A 24139-nucleotide genomic window follows, 5' to 3' on the forward strand; every position below is an offset into this window, starting at 1 on the left:
TTTTCAAACTCTGCTGGTTCATAAACGTAAACAGACAAGACAGGCCCGAATATCTCTTCACACATTGTCCGATAGCTTGGATCATTTACCTGCAGAACAGTTGGTTCGATAAAATATCCTTTGGATCCCTCGTAATTACCCCCAGCAATAACGATGATCTGGCCGCTTTTTTTGGCTTCGTCTATATATCCGGTAATTTTTTTGAATGAGCGTTCGTCGATGACGGCGTTAATGAAGTTGGTAAAATCTTCCGTGCCTCCCATTTTCATTTCACGGAGGAACTGCGTCATTTTTTCCTTGACAGCCGGCCAGAGCGTTGACGGGATATAGGCACGGGATGCCGCTGAACACTTTTGCCCCTGGTACTCAAAAGCACCCCGTACCAGTCCGGTAGCTACCTCTTCTTCATCGGCAGATTCGTGTACTAGAACAAAATCTTTACCCCCTGTTTCTCCAACGATCCGCGGATAAGATCTGTACTTGTGAATGTTTGCGCCAATTGTGCCCCATATTTGTTGAAATACCTTAGTACTTCCCGTAAAGTGGATACCGGCAAAGTCAGGGTGGTTAAAGATTACTTCGCCAGCAACAGGACCATCAACATAAATCAGGTTAATAACTCCCGCTGGTAAGCCAGCTTCGTGGAGTACTTCCATAATAACTTTTGCTGATAACACCTGCGTATAAGCAGGCTTCCAGACAACCGTATTACCCATTAATGCGGCTGACGTCGGCAGATTACCCGCGATCGCTGTAAAATTGAAGGGGGTCAAGGCAAAAACAAACCCTTCCAGTGGCCGATACTCCAGCCGATTCCATACACCCGGCGACGAATTCGGCTGTTGTCGGTATATTTCTGTCGCATAGTGTACATTGAAGCGTAAAAAATCGATCAGCTCACAAGCGGAATCAATTTCGGCCTGATAAGCATTTTTTGACTGCCCAAGCATTGTAGCCGCGTTAATACGAGCCCGGTACGGTCCAGTAATCAGTTCAGCAGCTTTCAGAAAAATGCTTGCCCGATGCTCCCAGGATAAGTTTGCCCAGGCTTCTTTAGCGGATAAAGACGCTTCAATAGCTTGGGTTACGTGTTGCGCATCACCTTCATGAAAATAACCTAGAGTGTGCTGGTGGTCGTGTGGGGGCGAAACACGGAGTTTACGATCTGTGCGAATTTCCTGGCCACCAATGTACATGGGAATATCTGTTTCCTGCGAACGAAATTCGGCAAGGGCTTTTTTGAGAGCCTCGCGTTCTGGTGAGCCGGGCCGATATTCTTTGACTGGCTCATTGACTGGCGTTGGTACGTTGAATTGTCCGAAAGACATACTTTTAGAAATTTGATTATGGGCGATTCCTGCATGAATACAGTGCCGGCCACCGCTGTGTTGTGAAGCGTATACAAAGTTAGAGTGGATCTCTCTTATCAACTTATAAACTTAAGTTTTCCACATTTCCGTTCACAACCCGCCGATTCATTGGGCTGATTTGCCGTACTTTGCAGTTTTACAACGATTTGCTGTATGCGTTTCTACAGTACGAATAATCCGCAGGCTACCGTGTCTGCCGAGGAAGCTCTTTTCCACAGTATGCCCAGTGATAAGGGCTTGTATATGCCCACGCCCCTTCCCCAGCTGGGCGCTGGTTTCTTTGAGCGGATTGCCGGACAGTCATTGGCTGAAATTGGCTTTGCCATCAGCGAAGCTTTATTTAGTAATGAAATTAGTCAGGCAGACTTAGAAGAGCTAACGCATCGGTCGTTTCCGTTTGACACACCAGTAGTGAACTTAGAGCCGGGCACGACAAGTGTGCTGGAATTATTTCATGGGCCTTCACTGGCGTTCAAAGACGTTGGTGCCCGCTATATGGCGGCTCTGATGTCGTATTACTCGAATCGTAATGATAAAGAAGTAAATATTCTGGTAGCCACGTCTGGCGATACCGGTGGCGCTGTGGCAATGGGTTTTCACAATGTGCCGGGCGTACGGGTTTCAATTCTTTACCCAAGCGGTCGGGTTAGCGATCTGCAGGAAAAGCAGCTGACCACGTTGGGTGGTAATGTGCAGGCCTTTGAAGTAGATGGCTCTTTTGATGATTGCCAGGCAATTGTTAAGCAAGCCTTTATTGATGCTGAACTGAATACCAACTTATCGTTGTCCTCAGCTAATTCGATAAATATCTTCCGGCTAATTCCTCAGGGCTTTTATTACGTGCGGGCCTACGGACAAGTTCGTCAATATGGCAAACCGGTTGTGTTTTCTACGCCGAGCGGCAATTTCGGCAATCTGAGTGCGGGCGTAATTGTTCAGCAGATGGGATTACCGGTATCCCATTTTATAGCCGCTACGAATCTCAACCATGTTGTACCGTCCTACATAAAATCAGGTCAGTATCTGCCTAAGGAATCCGTTGCCACAATTTCAAATGCAATGGATGTTGGCAGCCCCAGCAACTTTGTTCGTCTGGCACATTTGTATGGCGACGATCATGACCGCTTCAAAGCGCAGATGTCTGGTTACTTTTACAATGATGAAGAAACCCGGGCAGGCATGAAGCGGATTTTTGATGTTTATAACTACGTCGCCTGTCCTCACACCGCCATTGGTATCATGGCACTGGAAGCTTATCAGAAAGAAAAAAAGCAGGATGTTGTGGGTGTATCATTAGCAACGGCGCACCCCGCCAAATTTAAGCCCCTTGTAGAGGAAGTGTTGGGGCGGCCGGTTGATGTACCGGAACGACTGGCGATTCTGGCCGATCGGCCAAAGCAAAGTATTCGAATACCCGCGCAGTATGACGCATTTAAAGAATCACTACTCCAGACAGTAGCTTGAAAACGAGAAAGGGCCAGATTTAGAAGTCTGGCCCTTTCTCGTTAATTGAGGGTATCACCCCGTAATGCTCGAAACCGCTTACGAGCCTCCGCTCCAAAAATGCTACCCGGATACTGAGTCAGTATTTTCTGGTAAGCATCCATGGCAGCCTGTTTATCCTTTAAACGTTCTTCGTAGATTTTGCCCTGAGTGAATAAAGCGTCATCTCCCAAGATATCAGTCGGGTACGTAGCGACGATCTTTTTGAGATCTTCGAGCGCTTCGGCGTTTTTTCCCTGCTTCATGTACGTATTGGCGCGTAGCCAAAGTACTTCATCGGCCAGACTATGTTCGGCATACTTTTTCCACATCTGGTTGAGTTTATCCACAGCCTCATCTGTTTTGTTCTGAAAAAGTAACAGATCAATTGCTGCGTATTCACGCATGGCTGCCTCGGTACTATCCATGCCGGTGTTATCCACAATTAATAAACTCAACTGCTCGGCGTCGTTGGCAATCTCGCGGGAGGTAGCCAGTTTCAGGATGTCCAGAATATCTTTGGAAACGGCAAAATCACCTTTGTAGTAATAAAGTTTCGCATTTTTAAGCTTTGCTTCATACCCAAGCAATTCTTCTTTCTGCGATTTCTCTACTTGGGAGTACAGCAGTGTAGATTCCCAGGGCTCCCCTTTCAGTAAATAGATATCGCCTTTATCGAGCTTACACCGATCGACAAAATTTTTGTCGGTTTTACCCAGATCAATTGCCAGATCCAGAACTGTCAGGGCGGTGTCTTTACTGTCCAGATACGTGCCATACAGATTGGCAGTACTCCGTAAAGCTTCCAGCGTTTTATTGCTCGTTCCAATTTCCTGCAGCATGCGCTGGTAATCGTTGATAAGCTTACGAATTTCAGCTTTATCCACCGGGTAAGTATTTTTTACCTGTTCCTCCCGAGCATTGATCACTAGACGACGAGCAAACGGATACAACTGGCCCTGTGGATAGGTTGTGATAACGTAATCAAATGCCTCAGCTGCGGTTTTATATTCTTTGTTATTCATTGCTAGCATGCCAAGGTCATATACTCGACCACCATTCAGCTTAAGCCGCTTATCAGTTGCTTTTTCCTGAAGCAAAGCCCGGCTGAATCTCTGCTTCTGGACAAAGTACCAGATTAGAAGTTCGTTGTAGGCAAGCTCATTCGGCTCCTGCTGAATTTTATTATACAAGGCTTTTTCCACAAGAGGTTCATCTTTAGTGTTAATAAATCCCTGTAATGATGCCAGCACAGCTTCTTTTTTATCAGATTGTTTGCTGGTAGTAATAATTTCGTCAATTGCTTTCTCAGTTTGGCCGGTGGCTTTATACAGCGTCATTAAATCCTCGCTGTACGACGCTGGCTCTTTACTGACCTCTCGGGCCATTACCAACGCGCGAATCGCCCAGCGGGGCTCTGCGGCCTCGTTAAAGGCCGTAGCAATCTTTTCCAGCTTTGATACTGACGCTTTACTTGATTGAAGCGCTGCACTGAACAGTTCTTTTGCCTGGGTTGTATCGCTACGTAGCGTTGCTAGTTGTCCCGCTAATAATTCATAATAGGCCCGGTTTTGCTCGTCACTGCGCTGCTGTTTGCGAACATACTTAAGGGCATCTTCAGCTTTGTTGCTTTTCAGGAGACTGTTTACGTATCGCGATAGCCGCGCCCAGGTCACATCAGTTTTCAGCAGCTTGCTGTATTCGTTGGCCGCCTTTTCAAACTCGCCGGCTTTATAATACTCGTCAGCCAGTGTCGCCCCACCCTGACCCATCGTGAACCCAATAGACAAGGTGCACAGCAGTACAGCAAATCCAATTGACCTTATTAACATTTTATATAAAGCTTTTTAAAAGAAACGTTATTATAACCATTAAGCATGTGGAAATGTGTACAAATAAGTTGTCCACTATTCTACTTCACTACTGTGGATAAATATAAGATGTTTTCAACACTCAGCGCATGACTTATCCACTTATAACTGGCTCATTAGGAAGTAAATAACATTTTATCCACAATTTGTGTGCTTCACTCGTGTGGATTTGTGCATAAATTTTATACACCGGATCAAGTGGGGAAAATATGTGGAACTGACGGTTGACATGTTGACCTTTTTCCACACATTCACTCATTTTAAAAGTACTTGTGGATTACTTGAGGGGTAGTCCACAGGCGATCAGTAGCTTATAAACAAGTTTTCCACCATACTGGTCTAGTTATACACATACTTATCTACATGAAATTTTAACTTTTTTTATTTAGAATTGACCTGTAGACCGGCAGAGAGGAAATTAGTGTTTAGAGACCACATTTAGCTGGTTTACTATTTTTTGAATAGATACGTAATACTAGAGGAGTTGCCTGTTCGACTAGCTTCCATATTTGATTTCAAGCCTATCTGAAAACTTTTTATATAATCAGTCTTACCGGTTTGATACCGGGTGCTAAGCATAGAAATATAATATGCATCAAAGACCATTGGTCGTTGTCCCACCAAACTGAAACCATACTTTTTAAATAAGGGCTCGATAGTTTTAGGGGTGAAATGATGTAAGTGGCGCGGTACGTCATAAGCTGCCCAATACTGTTTGAAATACTGCGCATCGTATGAGTCAGAGTTTGGGACAGCAATCAATAAGGAACCTTTTTCGGAAAGCAGGGCGTGCAGAGTTTGGAGTGCCAGGTCTATATCAGCAATGTGTTCGAGCACATGCCAGAGGGTAATGATATCGAAGGGCTTTTCTAAACCTATACTTTTCAGCGTAGGCTTTATATCTACGTTAAGCTTGGTGGCCGCGATGGTCCGGGCATCTGGATCAGGTTCCATACCCGCTACCTGCCACCCTCCCTTCTGGCATATTTCTAAAAACGCGCCAGTTCCGCAGCCAACATCCAGAAGCCGACCGGTACCTGTATGTAAGGTATTGATTAATTTTAACTTCGTGCGTAACGTATAATTTCTGACAAGTCGATAAACTGTATTTACTGGTCCGCTACTCGAATCATTGTGCGAAACGTATTGATCAGATTTATAATAAGAGCCAATTTCATCTGCATTAGGTCGCGGATTAGTAAACCGGAAGCTACAATTCAAACATTGCTGAATCGAAAATTCCTGGTTGCTTACCAGGTAATCCTTACAAACTAAATAGGGGCTAAACTGGGTGTGGTTGCAAACCGGGCAGTGAGTGATAGCTTCCAAAGGTTAATCAGTCAATAGTAAAACAAAAAGTTCTGCCCATAAATGAAGTGTTCATTCACAGGCAGAATTGTATAAATCATTTTATCGACCCATATAAACGAGCAGAATCGAAACATCAGAAGGGCTAACGCCACTTATTCGGGAGGCCTGTCCGATTGTTGATGGCCGGAGTTTTTTAAGCTTTTCCTTTCCTTCAAACGATAGAGCTTTCAACTGATCGTAGTCAAAAGTGGGGTTTATTGACAAGTTTTCCCACTTGTCCAGCTTTTCAGCGTTCTGCTTTTCACGATTCAGATAGTCTTCGTACTTGATTTCGATGACAGTTTGTTCTACAATTTCCGTTCCCTCCTGCGGTAGTTCAGGGAACATTGCTAACAGTTCGTCAACATCCTTCTGCTCAATTTCGGGTCTTTTTAGCAGTGTGTATAAGCTATTCTTCTCACGTAATGGTGAACTGCCTTTAGATTCAAGCCAGTGATTTACGTCTTCAGGTTTCACCTTTGCTGTTCGAATAGCTTCTGTAAGTTTAGTGACACCCTCCCGTTTCTGAACCATATTATCATAGCGCTCCTGCGAGGCTAGGCCTATCGCATAACCTTTTTCTGTTAAACGCAAGTCAGCATTATCCTGACGAAGTAAGGTACGGTATTCAGCCCTCGACGTAAACATTCGATAGGGCTCTTCAGTCCCTTTCGTGATCAGGTCATCAATTAATACACCAATATATCCTTCAGAGCGCTTGATAGTAAATTCAGCTTCTTCATGTACGTTACGGTGCGCATTGATGCCGGCCATTAACCCCTGGCAGGCAGCTTCTTCGTACCCCGTAGTTCCGTTTATTTGTCCAGCGAAGAATAAATTTTTTACCAGCTGAGTTTCAAGAGTCGGCTTAAGCTGAGTTGGTGGAAAGAAATCATACTCTACTGCATAGCCCGGGCGAAACATGCGTACATTTTCAAAACCCGGTATTTTACGGAGTGCATCATATTGTACAGTCTCTGGCAGCGAGGTTGAAAATCCATTCACATACACTTCTACGGTATCCCAGCCTTCAGGTTCTACAAAAATCTGATGCCGATCTTTATCAGCAAAGCGGTTAATCTTGTCTTCGATAGATGGACAATATCGAGGCCCCAACCCTTTGATCCGACCCGTAAACATAGGCGATTTCTCAAAGCCGGTTTTTAACTTGTCATGTACATCCTGATTAGTATAGGTTATCCAGCAACTACGTTGTGTCTTTAATGGAGAGGTGTTGGTGTATGAAAACTTCCCTGGGTTTTCATCGCCTAGTTGTTCCTCCATTATTCCATAATTCAGGCTCCGGCCATCAACCCGTGGCGGTGTTCCGGTTTTCATACGGCCCGATTCAAACCCTAATGATACAAGTTGCTCGGTTAATCCAGTGGCTGATCTCTCGGCTGTCCGGCCACCACCGAATACTTTTTCACCAATAAACATTTTGCCGTTCAGAAAAGTACCGTTCGTTAAGACAACGGCTTTGGCCGTGAACTCCACGCCCAAGCTTGTCTTTACTCCACTTACCCGGCCATCCAGTACGATCACTTCGCTAACTGTATCCTGCCAAAAATCAACACGTCTGTTTTCTTCTAAAGCTTTACGCCACTCCCAGGCAAACATATTTCGATCGCTTTGGCAGCGCGGGCTCCACATGGCGGGACCCTTTGACCGATTCAGCATTCGAAACTGAATCATACTTTTGTCGCTGATGATGCCAGACATTCCTCCTAACGCATCAACTTCGCGTACAATCTGGCCTTTCGCTACCCCGCCCATAGCTGGATTACAGGACATTTGCGCAATGGTCTGCAAGTTCATGGTGATCATTAACACACGTGAGCCCATGGTGGCAGCAGCATGAGCCGCTTCACAACCTGCGTGACCTGCCCCTACTATAATTACATCGTACGACGAATACATTGCAATGAAATTTAAAAATGTTTCACGTGGAAACTTTTCACATAATTGATAAAAGTAGATGAAAGCGAATAGCTCAACATACTATTGTGCAAACAAAAAAGCGTTAACCAAAGTGCATGGCTAACGCTTTTTTGTAAAATTAGAATGCTACTTGCCTACCTTTTGAAGATACTGGTTAGCTTCCTTTTTATAGAATAAGTTGTAATTAGGATTAACAGAACGAAGCACTTCAACCTGTTTCGCTTTATCCTGCAAGTTGGTGGAATCAAAAAACGACGGTGAACTTCGCTTCATTGACTTAGCAGATTCGGCTTCCCGTTTTGGGTCCTCTTCCTGTTGTTTGAGGGCTTTTTCAGATTCAAGCAGGCGTGTCAAAATTTCATTCTGACGATTAATTGTATTCTGGTTGACACGTTTATTTACTAAGTCAGTTTCAGTCTCATCCATTTTTTCCATAAGATCCTGAACCTGTTTTTCTTGTTGTTTTCCTGTCTCAGTACCTTTTGCATTTTCCTGCAATTTCTTGAGTAAACTACGGATCATTGCCTGTTCAGCTGCCATTTGAGAGAGCTCTTCGGATAATCCCCTACCAGACTTCCCCCCTTTCTGGAGATCCTTCATACGCGCATTCAGTTGTTTCTGCATTTCACCCATACCGTCACCAGGCTTCTTACCTTTCTTACCTTCCTGACCTTTTCCAGGCATGGACATAGCATTCATTTGCTGCTGCATATTTTTCAGAACGTCGCTAAGCATAAGCGCCAGATTGTTAATAGATGTCATAGCGAACTGTTGCTTAGAGGCCGCCATACTTAAACGACGATCGCGAAGTTGCTGCACACTTTCATCCATATAAAATTTCATGTTCGTTAACTCACGAGTAACGAAAGACTGAATCTGAACGACGCGGCTAGCCAACGCATTCAGGCTATCTTCAATGATTTTTGCATCATCCTGTAACTTTAGTTGCTCCTGAGATAACTTCGTAACACGTGGGTCCTGAAGGCTCATTCCACGGAAATCCTTCATAACTCGCTCCTCACTGAACGATAATGTGATGAGGTTCTCAAGGATGTTACGAAGATCCTCCATGTTCTCCTGCATTTGCTGCATTTCCGAAGATTCCATTGACTCCTTCATAGCCTTACTCATCGAACGCATGGATTTTGCCGATTTGTTTTGCGATGAAGCCGCCTTTTTACCCTGGTTCTGCTTCATTTGTTTCATGGCTTCATCCATCTGCTTCTCAATCTCCTGCTGTTCATTTTCGGACGCATCAGGTTTATTCAAATCATCCTTTTCGGCCTGTTCTTCAATTTGTTTGAGTTGCTCCTGTGTGTTCTTAAAATCTTCCTGAGACTTCTCTTGCTGCTTTTGCTGATCTTCTGTCGTCTCATTCTGTTTGGCACTTTCTTCAGCCTGCTTTTCTAGGTTTTCGGCCTGTTTCTCTAGATTTTCGGCTATATTATTAACCTTCTGCTCCAGCTGCATTTGCTTGAAAAGCTTTAAAGCACGGTCAAGGTCCCGTTCCATATTCCGTTCTTTGCGGCTTAAACGGTCCAGTAGTTCAGAGGCTTTTTCGTCCTGTTTACGTTCCAGGAGCTGCTTAAGCTGTTCATACAATTGCTTCGATTCAGGGTCCAGCAGTTCGTTGAACAGCTTTTGTAACTGTTCCATTTTATCCTGCATAGCCTGGTTTTTCTGAGCAAATCGTTGCTGAGTATCGTTCGTTTTCTGAAACTGCTCCTGAAGCTTCTGAACCTCACGCAACAGTTCTTCGCGTTTTTGAAGTACGTCCTGAAGCTGCTTTTTATCCTGAAAATCGGAAGACTTTTTAGTACGAAGACGGTCTTCCATCTGATTAAGTTCTTTCTTGATTGCCTGGGTTTTACTGAGTGCATTATTAATGTCATTCTCAGTTTTTTCGGCCGATTGATCTACCTGCTTCTGAATTTCAGCATTAGAAGGAATGACGAAATTCAACTGATTAGACCGGCTGGACTTCGGACCAGTAACGCCATCGTTATCCCATACCTGCACAAAATATTCCAGACGATCCTCCTGCCCTAGTTTCAGACTGTCCAAAGACCAGTTAAAAACAAAGTTTTGTGAGGTTGTTGATCGGTTAACCAGGATGTCCTTTGTGTATAAAGGGGAAGCTTTACCATTCCGATTTATTTTATAATTCAGCCGTAGTTTCGAAAAACCGTAGTCATCGGATATCAATCCAGACAAAGCAATGTAATTATACGTAACGGTGTCCTGAATCCGGTCAACAGAGATTTGGGGAAACCGGTCTGGAATAACCTGAACATTGTATTGAATTGTTGATGGTGTATTAACCTGATTATTACGAAGTGACACCGTATAAGTTGCATTCTGCATCAGGCGTCGGTTTACAGCAAACGTATTATTGTCAATCAGTCGGGCCGGTAATGGCTTGGAATCCGTATTAAACCGGAGAGATAAGGAATCTGTATGGTCAGCCGCAAACTCCCAGTTTACAACCGTCCCCTGAGGCACCAGTAAATTTCCAACGTTTGAAAGCTGCTCAGTTGGCTTATTCAGGTAAACCGGATAATCGAGACGCACGTTAAAAGATAGAACTGCCGGACGATCAATTAAGGCAACCTTATAGGTAGGTGAATTGAAGCCAGCCGCTTCCAGATGAAAATCCAGATCCCGCTGCAGGTTGTCGAATGTATAGAAATACTTAGTGCCTGACTGCTCAAGTCTGAACCGTGTTCCATTTGTAACGACATATACCGCCTGCGGCAGCACATCGCCGTTTAATCGTACCGATAGAGGGAAATCTTCATTCCGGAACGCCTTTAGCGATTTGTTCTGAACAACGAACTGAAAGGGTGCTTCTTCAACAAACTCTTGATTATAATTAACAAGACGTGTCGATGACTTGGTAAAAAACGCCGGATTGATGATTAAAATTGCCAGGATCAACGCCAACGGGGGAATGGCATATTTTAAAAACTGACGATTACGGCTAATCTGAATAGCACTGGCAAACCGATTGATCAATAACTGCTGAGACCGCTGATCCAGACTGGCCTGAAGCAAATCACTCTGAGCTGCACTGATTCGCTGAAGCTGCAGTGTGTTGAGTAGCTTATCCCCCACTTCCGGAAAATACATCCCTATCTGACGGGCAGCCTCATCGTTGGTTAAGGGTTTATTTAGCCCATACAAGCTCATTAACGGACGAAGGATGAATAAGTATAGACCGGTTGCAATCGTGAGCAGAAAGCCAAAAAATAAGGCTCCCCGGCCAACCGAATTGAAGCGACCAACAAATTCAGCTGTGTTAATCAGAAGATAGCCACTGCCCAATAAGGCGACAAAAAAGAGAGTGCCTTTTACCAGCTGGTTTTGAAAATACCGTTTTTTATACTCGTCAATGCGCTGCAGCAGCGTTGTATAAGCGTTTGAGGACTGCATAAGAATTCAGATTGAGCGGTTAAACCAGCAATGACTGAAAATACTGAATTACGTGTTCCTTTAAAAAATTCTCTTGTTTTAGCAAATCGCCAGGGGGTATTGGTTTTTCCAGCAACCATTTGGGCCAGCCATCTTTGTCATAACCATCAAACGTATAGTAACCCGACTGACTCAACACCCGACAGACGGCAATGTGCATTAAATCCTGTTTAGCTTCTTTTGAAAACCGCTTCGGTCCCTTCCCTAATTCCTGCACGCCAATTAAAAATAGAACGGCATTCAGATCAGCAGGCCGCTTACCAACCAACGACTGAAGTTGGCCCAGTAAGTCCTCCCAGCGTTCATCTATAGTTTTTTGATCCATGTAAGCACAAACTTTATTCTTCTCCCTAAATTACGAACCTTTCCACTAGCTAACTAACGAACACCCACCATGTTTCGGTTTATTCATAGACTCTTAAGCGACTTTGTTAATCTGATTTTTCCGAAGCTTTGTCTGGGCTGTGATCGATTGATTGGCGTGAACGAACGTGTATTATGCTCCCAATGCCGACTGAGCCTACCCGAGACTGGCCAGCATCGTCTTGCAACTACCAGTTATGTGGCTAATCAATTTGCTGGCAAAGTCCCAATCCAATTTGCAACTTCCTATCTCTACTTTAAAAAGGGCGGGGTCGTACAAAAACTAATTCATCAGATAAAGTATAAAGGGCAAAAAGAAGCCGCCAAAGAAATAGCCAGCTGGTATGGGTATCAATTGAAAGCTGAAAGTGAAATGGCTAAACAAATAGACGTATTAATCGGCGTTCCGTTGCATAAAAGCCGACTTAGCCAGCGGGGATATAACCAGGCTGACTGGATCGCCGAAGGACTGGCTGAGTCGCTTGGCGTACCGGCACAAGCCGATATTCTGATCCGTGAACGGTTTAACGCGTCGCAGACGCGTAAGAATCGGCTGGAACGCTGGGAAAATGTAAAGACGGTATTTGCCGTACAGAACCCTGCAACTGTAAAAGGGAAAAACGTCGCTGTTGTTGATGACGTGTTAACCACGGGCGCAACCATTGAAGCCTGCGCCATTGAACTGCTTAAAGCAGGCTGTAAATCGGTAGGTGTTATAACAATAGCGGCCACCCATCGCTGAGTGGCCGCTAAGGACTTATATTCGGTCGCGCTATTACTTGTTCCGGCCTACGCCAATCATGGCGCAACGGAAGCCCAGCATAGCCGTAGCGGAATCCTGATCGAGGAAGCGACGCGTACCCGGCGAGAGCCAGTACGCTACGTCATTCCAGGAGCCGCCTTTGTAAACCCGCAGCTTATCGTCAATCAGCGACTGCTTGTTCTTTGTGTCGTAATTTTTCGCATCATCCAGATAGCCGTTCCGACGGATTGGGTTCAGGTCGTTAACGTCCTGATACGATAGCGGGCGATATACGTCATATACCCACTCGTTTACGTTACCAGCCATGTTGTAGAGACCAAAGTCGTTGGCGGGATAGGCGTAAATCTCAGCAGTAATGATAGCACCGTCGTTTGAGCGACCAGCGATACCAGCGTAGTCACCGCGACCCCGCTTGAAGTTAGCCAGCATCTGACCTTGCTTCCGTCCTTTTTTCGGATTACGTACCGACGAACCATCCCAGGGATAAATCCGCTGGTTAATCTGGTTTTCGTCCATATACTGCGTGCCGATAAGAGCCTTTGCTGCGTATTCCCACTCAGCCTCCGTTGGGAGCCGGTAATCGGGCAGGATCATACCACTTTCCAGGCTTGGCTTGGTTGACGCGGTCGCCGTACTTGTTTCAGCCAGAGCAGGATCTTCGGTTTTCTTCGACTTCCGCTTCAGGGAGAACCCCCCTTTTTTCTTTTCGCCACCACCTTTCGCCAGTTCATTATTTACAGCAGCCGAGCGCCAGGCTGCATAATCGCTAGCCTGCACCCAGGATACGCCAACAACAGGATAGTAACGGAAAGCAGGGTAACGAAGGTACTGCGTAACGTATGAATCGTTGAAAGACAAGGGGTTAGCCCATACAGTCGTGTCAGGCAGAGCCGCTTTAACAACTTCTTCAGACGAATCCCGCGTAATCGCACTCAGGTACTCAAGGTAGTGAACGTTCGCGATCTCAGTTTCATCCATGTAAAAGGATTGAATCGATACCGTCCGTTCGCGGTTATCGCGGGTGTTCATTACGTCTTCTTCAAGCGCACCCATCGTGAACCGGCCCCCTTCAATAAAGACGAGGTTCGGTCCGGCTTTCTGACCCGCAAATTTCTTTACCTGGAAGCCTTCTTTCTGGTTGTAAGCAATCCCCGTTGCCGTACTCTTCTTGCCTGGCTGCACGCTGGTCGGATGCTTAGGCTTACAAGACGCCAGGGCCGCCGTTGCCAGCAGCACATAAGCCGCTCGTTGCAGGTGATACTTCTGAATCATTGCTTTATTTTGTGTAAATACGTAGGTGCAAAATTCGCTGTTAATTTGTCATCGCGCCCATGATTTCATCCAGTTGCTCGACTGAAAATACGTCGGAATGAGTAAAGATTGGGCGTCCTTTTGACTCTTTCAACGAGCATTTGGCCGGATTTCGCTTAATGTAGTCAATTACCTTGCCAAACTGATCGGACTTGAAGAAGTCATCATTCCCGTTAGAAACGAAGTAGCCCTTCAGGATATTATTCTTAAGCGTCAGTTTTTCAAGGTATAAACGCTCTGCTTTCCAGCGCACGTTGACCATTTTGATCAGGTTTTCAACCTCTTCCGGCATCGGTCCAAAGCGATCGAGCATCTCCTGTCGAAACGCCTGTAGTTCTTCGTTGTTCTGAATATTGTCTAAGCGGGTGTATAGCGCCAGCCGTTCGGAGATGTTCGATACGTAACGTTCCGGAATAACAACCTGCAAATCAGTTTCAATGACCGTATCCGGCAAAGATACCTTCAACTCGCCGGGTTTGGTTTCAAACAGGTCTTTAAATTCGTTTTCACGTAATTCCTGAACGGCTTCGTCCAGAATCTTGTGGTACATCTCAAAGCCGAGATCATTCACGAAACCACTTTGCTCAGCACCAAGTAGGTTACCCGCCCCCCGGATGTCGAGGTCGCGCATGGCAATCTTGAATCCCTCCCCCAGATCTGAGAAATCTTCGAGGGTCTGTAGCCGCTTGCGGGCATCGGCGGTTAGCACCGAAGGCGGGGGCGTTATCAGATAGCAGAATGCCTTCCGGTTCGACCGGCCAACCCGTCCCCGCATCTGGTGGAGGTCTGACAAGCCGAAATGATGCGCATTGTTGATGATGATTGTGTTGGCGTTGGGTATATCCAGACCCGATTCAATGATGTTGGTCGATACCAGAACATCATAATCGCCCTCAATGAATCGGGTCATCATACGTTCCAGTTTATCACCTTCCATCTGTCCATGCGCTACGCCAATACGGGCTTCGGGTACCAGCCGCATGATGAGGTTACCGATTGACTCAATGTCGTTGACGCGGTTGTGGACAAAGAAAACCTGTCCCCCACGCCGGATCTCGTAACTAATGGCATCCCGAATGGTCGCTTCGTTGAACGCGTGAACCTCGGTCGTAACCGGCTGACGGTTGGGTGGTGGCGTAGCGATAACCGACAAATCGCGGGCACCCATGAGCGAAAAATGGAGCGTTCGTGGAATTGGCGTAGCCGTTAGTGTCAGCACATCCACCTCAACGCGCATCTCTTTCAGGCGATCTTTGGTTTTTACGCCAAACTTCTGCTCTTCGTCGATAATGAGAAGGCCCAGGTCCTTGAATTTGATGTCTTTATTAACTATCCGGTGGGTACCGATCAGAATGCCAATTTCACCGGACGTAACACCTTTCAGAATTTCCTTGATCTGCGTAGGCGTTCGAAACCGGTTAATGTATTCAATCTTAACCGGAAAGTCGGCCATGCGATCCGTAAAGGTCTTATAATGCTGCATGGCCAGGATAGTCGTCGGTACGAGTACGGCGACCTGTTTGTTATCCGTAACGGCCTTAAATGCAGCCCGGATGGCAATTTCGGTTTTGCCGAAGCCCACATCACCACACACAAGCCGGTCCATAGGGTGTGGCTGCTCCATGTCATCCTTGACATCGTTGGTCGCTTTAGCCTGGTCCGGCGTGTCTTCATACAGGAACGAAGATTCAAGTTCGGCCTGTAGAAAGCTGTCGCGGCTGTACGCATAGCCCGGCGCTGTCCGGCGTTTGGCATACAGCGCAATCAATTCGCGGGCAATGTCCTTGACCTGCTTCCTGATTTTAGACTTCTTCTGCTCCCATTCCTGCGAGCCGAGCTTGCTCATGGTCGGAGGACCGCCTTCCCGGCCGCTGTACTTGGCGATCTTGTGCAAACTGTGGATACTGACCAGCAGGATGTCGTTATCGCGGTAGATCAAGCGTATGGCCTCCTGTTCGCGGCCAGCGTTGTCGACCTTCTCTAATCCCGCAAAGCGCCCGATGCCGTGATCAACATGCGTAACATAATCGCCGGGCTGCAGCGTTTTCAGCTCACGTAATGTCAGGGCTTTTGACTTCGAGAATTTATCCTGGACGCGGTATTTGTAATACCGGTCAAAAATCTGGTGATCCGTGAAGCAGGCAATTTTAAGCGCGTCGTCAATGTAGCCTTCGCGCAACCCAATGTTCATGGGCTGAAACTTGACGAACGGATCAAGCTCCTCAAAAATCGTTCGTAACCGGTCGAGCTGCTTGAATGATTCAGCTGCAATGATGTTGGTGTAGCCCTTGGCCTGGTTGTCGCCGAGTGTATCAACTAAGCGCTTAAAATCCTTATTAAAAGACGGCTGCGGCTTTGAATTATATTGCTGACGACCTTCGGTTTTAAAGTAAAATTTACGGCCAAACTCTACAGTCCGGAAGCCTTTCAGCTCGTTCAGAAAGGCTCGGCGCGTTTCAAACAGCTCGGCGGGGTCCGATATTACCTGAATACCGCCACTCCCGGCCAATACCGACGCAAAACTCTGCTCTGCTTTCTCGTATGATTTCTCGATGATATCGAGCGTAAACTCAACATCTTTCACCCAAATCGTGGTTGCTTCCGGCAGGAAATCCAGAAATGGCTCGCGGGTTTCTTCGATAAGCTTAGTCTGGATGTTTGGGATAATGTTGATAAAATCAACCGGTTCGGTAGAAAGCTGCGTCTCCGGATTGAATTGACGGATGCTTTCTACTTCGTCGCCAAACAAATCAATCCGGAAGGGAAACTCGCTGGCAAACGAAAAAACATCAATGATTCCACCTCGTACGGAGAACTGGCCTGCTTCGTAGACGAAATCCGTTTTTTCAAATTCGTAGTTCAGGAGCAGTTCGGACACGAAATTGGTATCAAGCTTCTCCCCCACCCGAATGGTGAGCGTATTGGCCTGCAACGACCGTTTGTTGATGACCTTTTCCGATAAGGCTTCCGGGTAGGTCACCATCAGCAAACCGTCTTTCGGAGCCGGGTTAAGCTTATTAAGTACTTCGGCCCGCATCAGGACATTGGCGTTCTCAACTTCCTCGTACTGATACGGTTTCTTGTACGACATTGGAAACAGCAGCACCTCGCGGCCAAGCAGGTTTTGCAGATCGTTGAAGAAGTAAGCGGCTTCGTCGCGATCCGTCAGTACGTAAAGGTGATTACCTCCAACGGACTTAAATATAGCCGACGCCAGAACTGCATCCAGACTACCCGCCAGGCCCTTGATTTGCAGGCGCTGGGGTTCGCCGGTAGGCTTACGGCCAAACGGTTCGGCCAGTAATTTTATAAAGCTATCGTCAGCATAAAGGCTGAGCAATTCGTCTGGTTTCAAGTGTGTTCAGGTTGTGATAGTCAAACGCGAAAAGCCGCTGGAAGGCTAATTCCGGCGGCACGTTAGGGTAACAGCAGGTTTCGGTAATTTGTTGCAGAACAGCGTGATGGGTTAGCTTAGGTCGAAAAAATTAATCCAGCTCGGCCATTAGCTTATAGTCAATGCTCTCCTGATCGAGCAGTTTCCGAATACGAGGGCTGTCTTCAAAGACGATAATAATCTCTTTTCGGTCGGCCTGTTCGTCGTCATCTACCCATTTCCAGTCTTCGGCGGTAGCATCCAGAACATTCAGGACGCTGCTCATCTTAGCTGGATCGCGCTCCTTGCTAATGAAGTCGGCCGTGTTTGTGATGTACAGAACGATGCGCTCGTCTTCAAGCCAGCCCAGATCATTGAGCGCATCATTCAGGGCTTCAAGTGTAAATCCGAAGTCCGGGATTTCGAGCAGGTCGGCAATCGCTTCGTAAAACTGCCGGAGTGTGGTGGTTTGACGTCCGTCAATGTGGGCGATAAAGTCAGCAGAAAAGTGGCGTTCGAGCTCGCTTTCAGACTGAGAGAGGAGAATGTTTGGATTCATGAATTCTGGTGGCGAGTTAGGCGATTTTCTCAAAAATGAAGAAATCTAACATTTGCTGATTTTCAATGCCTTACTTCTGTATGTAACCAGTTTTATGGTGGTTACTTTAATGTTTTTAGCTAAAATTGCGCTCTAAAGTTCCTAGCTAAAGGGACGTAAAATTAGACGTAAGGCCGACAAAAAAGCCCTCTTTTAAAGAGGGCTTCGTTGGGATCAGTTCAGTGAAAAAAGTGGAATTCGGGCCGCGACCATGTTATGAAACATCAACTCGGTAATCATCGGCGTCATGTATTTTATCAGCGGAAATTCCGAAATTGACTCCATAACCTCCAGTTCAGAATCAGCTTTGAAGATGCACCAAAGTTTCTGACGGTCAGCGGAAAGCGAATAAGAGAGAAGAAACCCTTTTTCCATTAGTTCTTCCACTTTAAGCCGTTGGGCGGGAATTCGATTCGTGAAATTCTCGTCCATAACAGCCGGAAGCTCAAATTCAACCATGTACTGGCTCATAAGCATTGCTGTTTAGTAGTCGCCGGCTCGATCGGTGGCTAACGTTCACCGGCTATAAGCAAATTAACAAAGTTTAGCTCATCTTCGTTAATCGTGTGCGGAAAATTTGGGTATAGCTTAGCCGTTACGTTAGCACCCATATCACGAAACACCCGTTCAGACTCCAGAAAGCGTTCCTTAGGAATGTGCGTGTCAACGTCACTACAGCCCAGGAAAATGGGCGTGTTTTCAAATGAGCCTTCGTAGTTGCGTGGCGTACCAGTCGGGCCAATCAAGCCCCCGCTCAACCCGAATATACCACCATATTCCATGGCATTGCGGGCTACGTACTCCAGCATCAGACAAGCGCCCTGCGAGAAGCCGAACCAGTAAATTTGTGGTAATTTAAAATTGTAATCCGATTGTAGCCGGGCCCGTAGGCTGGTCAGCATCTGCAAAGCAGAGGACAGGTAAGGTTCGTTTTCGTTCAACGGCCGTAGAAACGAGTTTGGATACCACGTACCGTTAGCCGCTTCGGGAGCTACATACGCAAAGCTGTCGTCATTTATATACTCCGATAGTGACAGAATGTCCCGCGCCGAACTGCCTCGCCCATGGATCATTACCATTACTTTAGCGGCTTCTTCCAGGGGTTTTCCGGTGGTGACTAGGTTGTTCGGATTATGTATCATATTCTTCTTGTTAATGCATTAGGTCCGAATTATTAAAACGCAGGATATTACCCAGCTTTACTAATTCGGACCTAATGGGCACATTTATTTTACCGTAATCTGGGGCAAAGCTTGTTCTAAAGCAGCCCGGCGGGGTTCATACTGAGGAGGAAGTTTCAAGTTCGTTCCCAGTTCAGCCAATGGTTCATCAATGGCAAAGCCTGGTGGGTTGGTTGCAACCTCGAACAGAATCCCGCCCGGCTCGCGGAAATAGATGCTGTTAAAATAATTACGGTCCTGAACCGGTGTGACGTGGTAACCCGCATCGAGCAGCTGGTGTTGGATTACCAATTGGGTTTCGTCGGAATCCGTCGAGAAAGCAACGTGGTGTACTGAACCGGCCCCCTGCAACGACCTGACATCGTTGGGCGAAGCCAGCACATCAACATAGTTGCCCGGTCCACCCGTACCGGCTTTGAACCGGAAACGGCCCTGCTCCTCCCCTACTAGTGTGTGCTGCATAACTTCGGTCAGGAGCGTAACAGTCCGGTCGGGATTTGATTCATTTAGCGTAACGGTATGAAAACCCCGAACGGCAAAGTCGGCGGGAATGCGGCCGTTGTCCCAGCCCGGCCGCTGATCTTCGTCATTAAAAATCAGTTCGATACCCATGCCGTCGAAATCCTCGAAACGCAGATACGTTTCCGAAAAGCGTTTGTACGGTCCGGCGTAAGGAATGTTACGTTCGTGCAGACGATCCATCCAGAAGCTGAGCGAAGCTGTTGGCGCTGAAAACGCCGTATAGGTTAACTGACCAACGCCTTTACGGCCCCGTGGAATGCCGCCATACGGAAAGAACGTCAGGATTGTGCCCGGCGAACCGGTTTCGTTGCCGTAGTATAGGTGATAGACGTCGGGCGCGTCAAAGTTGACGGTTTTCTTAACCAGCCTCAGGCCAAGGATGTCCGTATAGTAGTCAACATTTCGCTGGGTATCGCCAGCTAACGTAGTGACGTGATGAAGGCCATTGATGAGCGTTTCCATGAGCTTGAAAGTGAAATATGGTCAGAAATGTTTTAGCCTGCAATTATGATGTATTTACATTTAATGTATATACAATTAAATAGTAAAAAATGTTCCACAAAAAAAGTCCGAAGGTTATCCCCGGACTTTTCCTTGCTCAAATAAACTAGCTCTATTCCTTCAGGAACGGATAGTCACTTTGCATATAAACATCTTTGTAAGCTTCTTCGGCAGGCGGGTATGGCGACTCTTCGGCAAATTTAACCGACTCATCAACAATACCTTTTATTTTCTGATCGATAGCGTTCAGATCATCTTCCGTAGCGATACCCTGTTGCAGAATACGTGCCTTAACCATTTCAATCGGGTCGCGCTGCTTATACTGCTCAACCTCTTCCTTGCTACGATACTTCTGTGGATCCGACATGGAGTGACCCCGGTAGCGATACGTCCGGAACTCAAGGAAAGTAGGGCCTTCGCCAGCGCGGGCCCGTTCAGCTGCGCGGCTTACCGCTTCGTGAACAGCTTCCACGTCCATTGCATCGACCGGCTCTGATGGCATATCGTAGGCTTCGGCAAGGGTGTACAGGTCAGTTACGTTCGATGTACGGGCAACCGACGTGCCCATGGCGTAACCGTTGTTCTCGACAACGAAGATGGCGGGTAACTTCCAGAGCATGGCCATGTTGAAGGCTTCGTGAAGAGCGCCCTGGCGAACGGCTCCGTCGCCCATGAAACATATGCAGAGGTTTTTAGTCTTGTTATACTTCTCTGCAAACGCAATCCCCGCTCCCATCGGAATCTGAGCGCCAACAATACCGTGGCCACCCATGAAATTAACCGACTTATCGAAAATGTGCATGGAGCCGCCCTTGCCTTTCGACGAGCCCGTTTGCTTGGCAAACAATTCGGCCATTACGGCTTTCGGATCAGAGCCGAGGGCAAGCGGAATACCATGGTCCCGGTAGGCGGTTATCCATTTGTCGTCTTTAGTCAGAGCCGAATACGAGCCCGACGAGGCTGCCTCCTGACCGATGTACAAATGGCAAAAGCCCCGAATTTTTTGCTGACCATACAACTGCCCGGCTTTCTCTTCGAATTTCCGCTGCAACTGCATAGACTCATACCAGTACATATACCGCTCCTTAGGATGCTGCGTTTTTGCTGCAGCCGGAGCCTTACCGTTTTGTTTTGCGGTTTCCGGATTAGCGGATTCCCGCTCGGATTTTTCTTTGACGCTTGCCATGAGGAATGAGTTCAATGAAATCAGCAATCGCTGTTACCGGCCTTCTGACATATAAACCGACCATTTGAGCAGTCTATTTACCTAACAAACCGGCTGTATCTTTGTTGCCAATACCGAATCATAACTTGCGGTAACGACTGGCTTCGGTTGGCAACAGCCGCGAAATTACGCAATCTCCCGTTATGCGCCACACGTATGCACCTCGAAAAGCTGAGCCTAACCAATTTTAAAAATTACGAAGATGGCCGGTATGCGTTTGGGCGGCAGGTAAACGTAATCGTTGGACCAAATGGCAGCGGCAAAACCAACCTGCTGGACGCCATTTATTTTTTAGCGCTGAGCAAAAGTGCCTTTCAGAATCAGGATGCGCTGAGCATTCTGCACAATGCCGATTATTTTATCCTCGACGGTATTTTTGAGGAGCAGGAGCAGCATCACGTTCAGATTACGATTAGTCTGCAGCGAGGACAGCGTAAGGTCGTTATGGCCGATAAGAAGCCCTATGAACGGGTGAGTGAACACATTGGCCGCTTCCCGGTCGTGTTGATAGCTCCTAATGACACTGACCTGGTGCGTGAACATAGCGAAGACCGGCGACATTTTTTCGACGGGGTTCTGTCGCAGCTTGATGCCGAATACCTGCGCGATTACCTAATGTATCAGCAGGTTCTGAAACAACGGAATAGTCTTCTGAAACTATTTGCCGAGCGCAACCAGGTGGATAATGACATGCTGGATACGTATGATGTGCCGTTGCTGGAGATTGGTCAGCGGATTCATGACCGGCGTAAGCGGTTCGTGACGGAATTTTTGCCTGGTTTTCGGGCGCATTATGCCTATCTGAGCGACGAGCGCGAGGCTGTTGATATTGTATATGAATCGGAGGTGAGCGATCCAGAATTCGTTGCTGAATTTCGGCACTTCCGGCGTCGTGATACGGTCCTGCAACGAACAACGATGGGCGTTCATAAAGATGATTACAGCTTTCGGATTGGTGGTCGCGACGCCGATACAACCTCTTCTTCCAGCCCTGGACTTTTTAGCTCTGAACCAATTCCATTAAAAAAATTCGGGTCGCAGGGGCAGCAAAAAACGTTTGTTATTGCGCTGAAACTGGCGCAGTTCGACCAGCTCGAAGCCCGAAAGAACATTAAGCCGATTTTATTGCTGGATGATATTTTCGATAAGCTGGACGACCGACGTATTGGAAAACTTATTCAGCGCATGGATGAGGGCGACTTTGGCCAGTTGTTTATTACCGATGCCCGACCTGAGCGCACCCGCGAGCTTTTGAAACGGGTGAAAGCCGACGTGCGGTTTTTCGAGACGGGCAGTTAACAATTTCGGAACGTATTCAGCACGGGGAAAATCGCGTCTTCGTCCAATAAACCTCGTGGACCGTGGGTTTCAAAATACGTAATGGAGGCCGCTCCGGCTTTTGTGAGCGTTTCCAGGCTTTGCCGGGTCCATTCAGCGCCAAACGAGGTCATCTGACGTGGGTCGGCGGGCAGTACACCCCGACCTGAACCGGATGTTGCATCGGGGTTGAAACGAGGCAGTAACGTAACCGTTGAAATATGAACTGGTTTGCCGCCTGACAGCGTTCGTGCTGAACGAACTGTATCGCCCTGGGCGGCAATATTCTCCAGTAGCGTCTGGTCATCGAAAGCATGAACCTGCGGGTTTATGGAATAGGTGACAAAGTCAATCTGCTTAAAATCGAACCGGTGCCGGTTCAGCTCAACGAAATAAGCGTCTGTCCCACCGCCAAGCTGAACATCGGGTAGTTGTTGGCGAAATATTGGCGTTACCTGATTCAGTAATTCGTCGGTTGTTCGCCAGATGTCGGCCTGAAAAAGCAGTAGTGAATGAACACGTAAAGCCTGTTGGCGAATAAAATCAGTAATTTGATGAGCTTCAGTTGGAGTATGAGCACCGAAGAACAGAGCTATTTCTAAAGAAACATTCAGCCGGTCGGCGTCATGCCAGGCGGCTATCAGTTTATTCTGCCAGTCGTCCTGAGCCATAAATACATCAGCCCGCAGATGGGATAGGTTAAGCGCCTTAAGCTTGTCAACCTCCTGTTGCAACAAGGGCCGGCCGTCGGCAGGATATCCTAAGCCAATGCGAGGGCTTACCTCAGTCTGCGACGTTACGTTACGCGGATGCATCTGAGCTAAGGTTTGAATAAAAACGGGCCGGAACGTAACTCGTTGCCAAACTTCCGTACCGGCCAGCACTTCAACCGGAAATGGACGTTCGAGGGGTGTGCAATAGGTTTTATAAGACGTATCGCTCCAGTTGCGCTGATCTTCGGTTTCGAAAATGTCGCCATCAAAGTCCAGCCGGAACTGCTGCCCCGAGGCCATCGTCCACACCATGGCCTGTATATCTAGAAATGGCTGGTAGGGATCAATAAACTCAGGGAAAATAGATTCAGTCGTTTGTCCATCAGGATGTTCAATCCGGCAGGCTTGACCGGCAAGGCCATCAACGGGATGCAGAATACAAAAACCAAGACGATTCCGGTAGAACGTGTTGATTGCTTTGCCGTAAAAGCCAAAGCTGATTTCGCCCTGAGAGTTGCCTTGAATGTGTACGTTACCACTTATCTGAATGCCCAGATCATCAATCTGCCAGTCGTAACGGATGAGGAATGCATCCGTATCGGTCTGCACCGATTCATTTGTTATACGCATCCGGGCTGTGTTCCAGTCGCGGTCGCGCAGAGCAAAATAGATCATACGCAACGACTCTTCGCTATTAGCAGTCAGGGTGCGCAGAAAGCCATTTTCGTACTGGAGCTGGATTGAACCGGCCGTAAGTTGCATGCAGTCAGGGTTAAGTAGCCATCGC

Annotated in this window: 17 protein-coding genes (1 of these 17 running past the window's edge); 3 read left to right on the forward strand and 14 right to left on the reverse strand. The window is 47.1% G+C overall.

All coding sequences use genetic code 11. The annotated features are described in order from the left end of the window. Window positions 1-1328: the 5' portion of an L-glutamate gamma-semialdehyde dehydrogenase gene (pruA, locus tag HNV11_RS23105; protein WP_171741907.1), read on the reverse strand. 304 nt of this gene lie to the left of the window's left edge; 1328 of the gene's 1632 nt are visible here — the first part of the coding sequence; it begins with the start codon at window positions 1326-1328; its stop codon lies beyond the left edge, outside the window. Between the two features lie 195 nt (window positions 1329-1523). Between pruA and thrC the strand changes: the two genes are divergently transcribed. Then, the gene (gene thrC / locus HNV11_RS23110) at window positions 1524-2834 is read left to right on the forward strand and encodes a threonine synthase (protein ID WP_171741908.1); all 1311 of its coding nucleotides are present in this window, start codon (window positions 1524-1526) and stop codon (window positions 2832-2834) included. Window positions 2835-2875: 41 nt separating this feature from the next. Here thrC and HNV11_RS23115 read toward each other — a convergent pair whose 3' ends face one another. From HNV11_RS23115 to HNV11_RS23135, 5 genes are all read right to left on the reverse strand, one after another. Continuing rightward, on the reverse strand, window positions 2876-4642 hold the full coding sequence (locus HNV11_RS23115; RefSeq protein WP_240163658.1) for a tetratricopeptide repeat protein: 1767 nt from the start codon (window positions 4640-4642) through the stop codon (window positions 2876-2878). A gap of 531 nt (window positions 4643-5173) precedes the next feature. Beyond that, on the reverse strand, window positions 5174-6052 hold the full coding sequence (locus HNV11_RS23120) for a class I SAM-dependent methyltransferase (protein WP_171741910.1): 879 nt from the start codon (window positions 6050-6052) through the stop codon (window positions 5174-5176). Window positions 6053-6133: 81 nt separating this feature from the next. Further along, entirely contained in the window at window positions 6134-7993 is a 1860-nt protein-coding gene (gene mnmG, locus HNV11_RS23125) for a tRNA uridine-5-carboxymethylaminomethyl(34) synthesis enzyme MnmG (protein ID WP_171741911.1), read from the reverse strand. A 147-nt stretch (window positions 7994-8140) separates the two neighbouring features. Then, window positions 8141-11446, reverse strand: a complete 3306-nt coding sequence (locus HNV11_RS23130) for a DUF4175 family protein (protein ID WP_171741912.1) — start codon at window positions 11444-11446, stop codon at window positions 8141-8143. Between the two features lie 19 nt (window positions 11447-11465). Further along, entirely contained in the window at window positions 11466-11810 is a 345-nt protein-coding gene (locus HNV11_RS23135; RefSeq protein ID WP_171741913.1) for a hypothetical protein, read from the reverse strand. Window positions 11811-11879: 69 nt separating this feature from the next. On the opposite strand from HNV11_RS23135, the gene HNV11_RS23140 reads away from it, so the two are divergent. Continuing rightward, window positions 11880-12590 (forward strand): ComF family protein, encoded by a 711-nt coding sequence (locus tag HNV11_RS23140; RefSeq protein WP_171741914.1) that lies wholly within the window; start codon window positions 11880-11882, stop codon window positions 12588-12590. Between the two features lie 33 nt (window positions 12591-12623). Here the strand turns inward: HNV11_RS23140 and HNV11_RS23145 are convergent, their stop codons facing one another. The 7 genes from HNV11_RS23145 to pdhA form a co-directional block, all read right to left on the reverse strand. Beyond that, window positions 12624-13883 (reverse strand): SUMF1/EgtB/PvdO family nonheme iron enzyme, encoded by a 1260-nt coding sequence (locus HNV11_RS23145; protein ID WP_171741915.1) that lies wholly within the window; start codon window positions 13881-13883, stop codon window positions 12624-12626. Window positions 13884-13923: 40 nt separating this feature from the next. Beyond that, window positions 13924-17277 carry a transcription-repair coupling factor gene (mfd, locus tag HNV11_RS23150; RefSeq protein WP_171741916.1) on the reverse strand — a complete coding sequence of 1118 codons (3354 nt, stop codon included), beginning with the start codon at window positions 17275-17277 and terminating at the stop codon, window positions 13924-13926. 130 nt (window positions 17278-17407) lie between these two features. Continuing rightward, on the reverse strand, window positions 17408-17854 hold the full coding sequence (locus HNV11_RS23155) for a barstar family protein (RefSeq protein ID WP_171741917.1): 447 nt from the start codon (window positions 17852-17854) through the stop codon (window positions 17408-17410). A 213-nt stretch (window positions 17855-18067) separates the two neighbouring features. Continuing rightward, a complete protein-coding gene (locus HNV11_RS23160; RefSeq protein ID WP_171741918.1) occupies window positions 18068-18364 on the reverse strand; it encodes a muconolactone Delta-isomerase family protein in 297 nt (98 codons plus the stop codon). Between the two features lie 38 nt (window positions 18365-18402). Further along, a complete protein-coding gene (locus tag HNV11_RS23165; RefSeq protein ID WP_171741919.1) occupies window positions 18403-19035 on the reverse strand; it encodes an alpha/beta hydrolase in 633 nt (210 codons plus the stop codon). An 84-nt stretch (window positions 19036-19119) separates the two neighbouring features. Continuing rightward, entirely contained in the window at window positions 19120-20058 is a 939-nt protein-coding gene (locus HNV11_RS23170) for a ring-cleaving dioxygenase (RefSeq protein ID WP_171741920.1), read from the reverse strand. Between the two features lie 151 nt (window positions 20059-20209). Next, window positions 20210-21283, reverse strand: coding sequence for a pyruvate dehydrogenase (acetyl-transferring) E1 component subunit alpha (pdhA, locus tag HNV11_RS23175; RefSeq protein ID WP_171741921.1), 1074 nt, complete (start codon window positions 21281-21283; stop codon window positions 20210-20212). A gap of 195 nt (window positions 21284-21478) precedes the next feature. Between pdhA and recF the strand changes: the two genes are divergently transcribed. Next, entirely contained in the window at window positions 21479-22621 is a 1143-nt protein-coding gene (recF, locus tag HNV11_RS23180) for a DNA replication/repair protein RecF (RefSeq protein WP_171741922.1), read from the forward strand. On the opposite strand, the gene HNV11_RS23185 is transcribed toward recF, so the two are convergent. Beyond that, window positions 22618-24114, reverse strand: coding sequence for a hypothetical protein (locus tag HNV11_RS23185; RefSeq protein ID WP_171741923.1), 1497 nt, complete (start codon window positions 24112-24114; stop codon window positions 22618-22620). The genes recF and HNV11_RS23185 overlap by 4 nt on opposite strands. Window positions 24115-24139: the final 25 nt, after the last annotated feature.

Origin of the sequence: Spirosoma taeanense, from assembly GCF_013127955.1 — a bacterium.
In the GTDB taxonomy this organism is placed as follows: Bacteria; Bacteroidota; Bacteroidia; order Cytophagales; family Spirosomataceae; genus Spirosoma; species Spirosoma taeanense.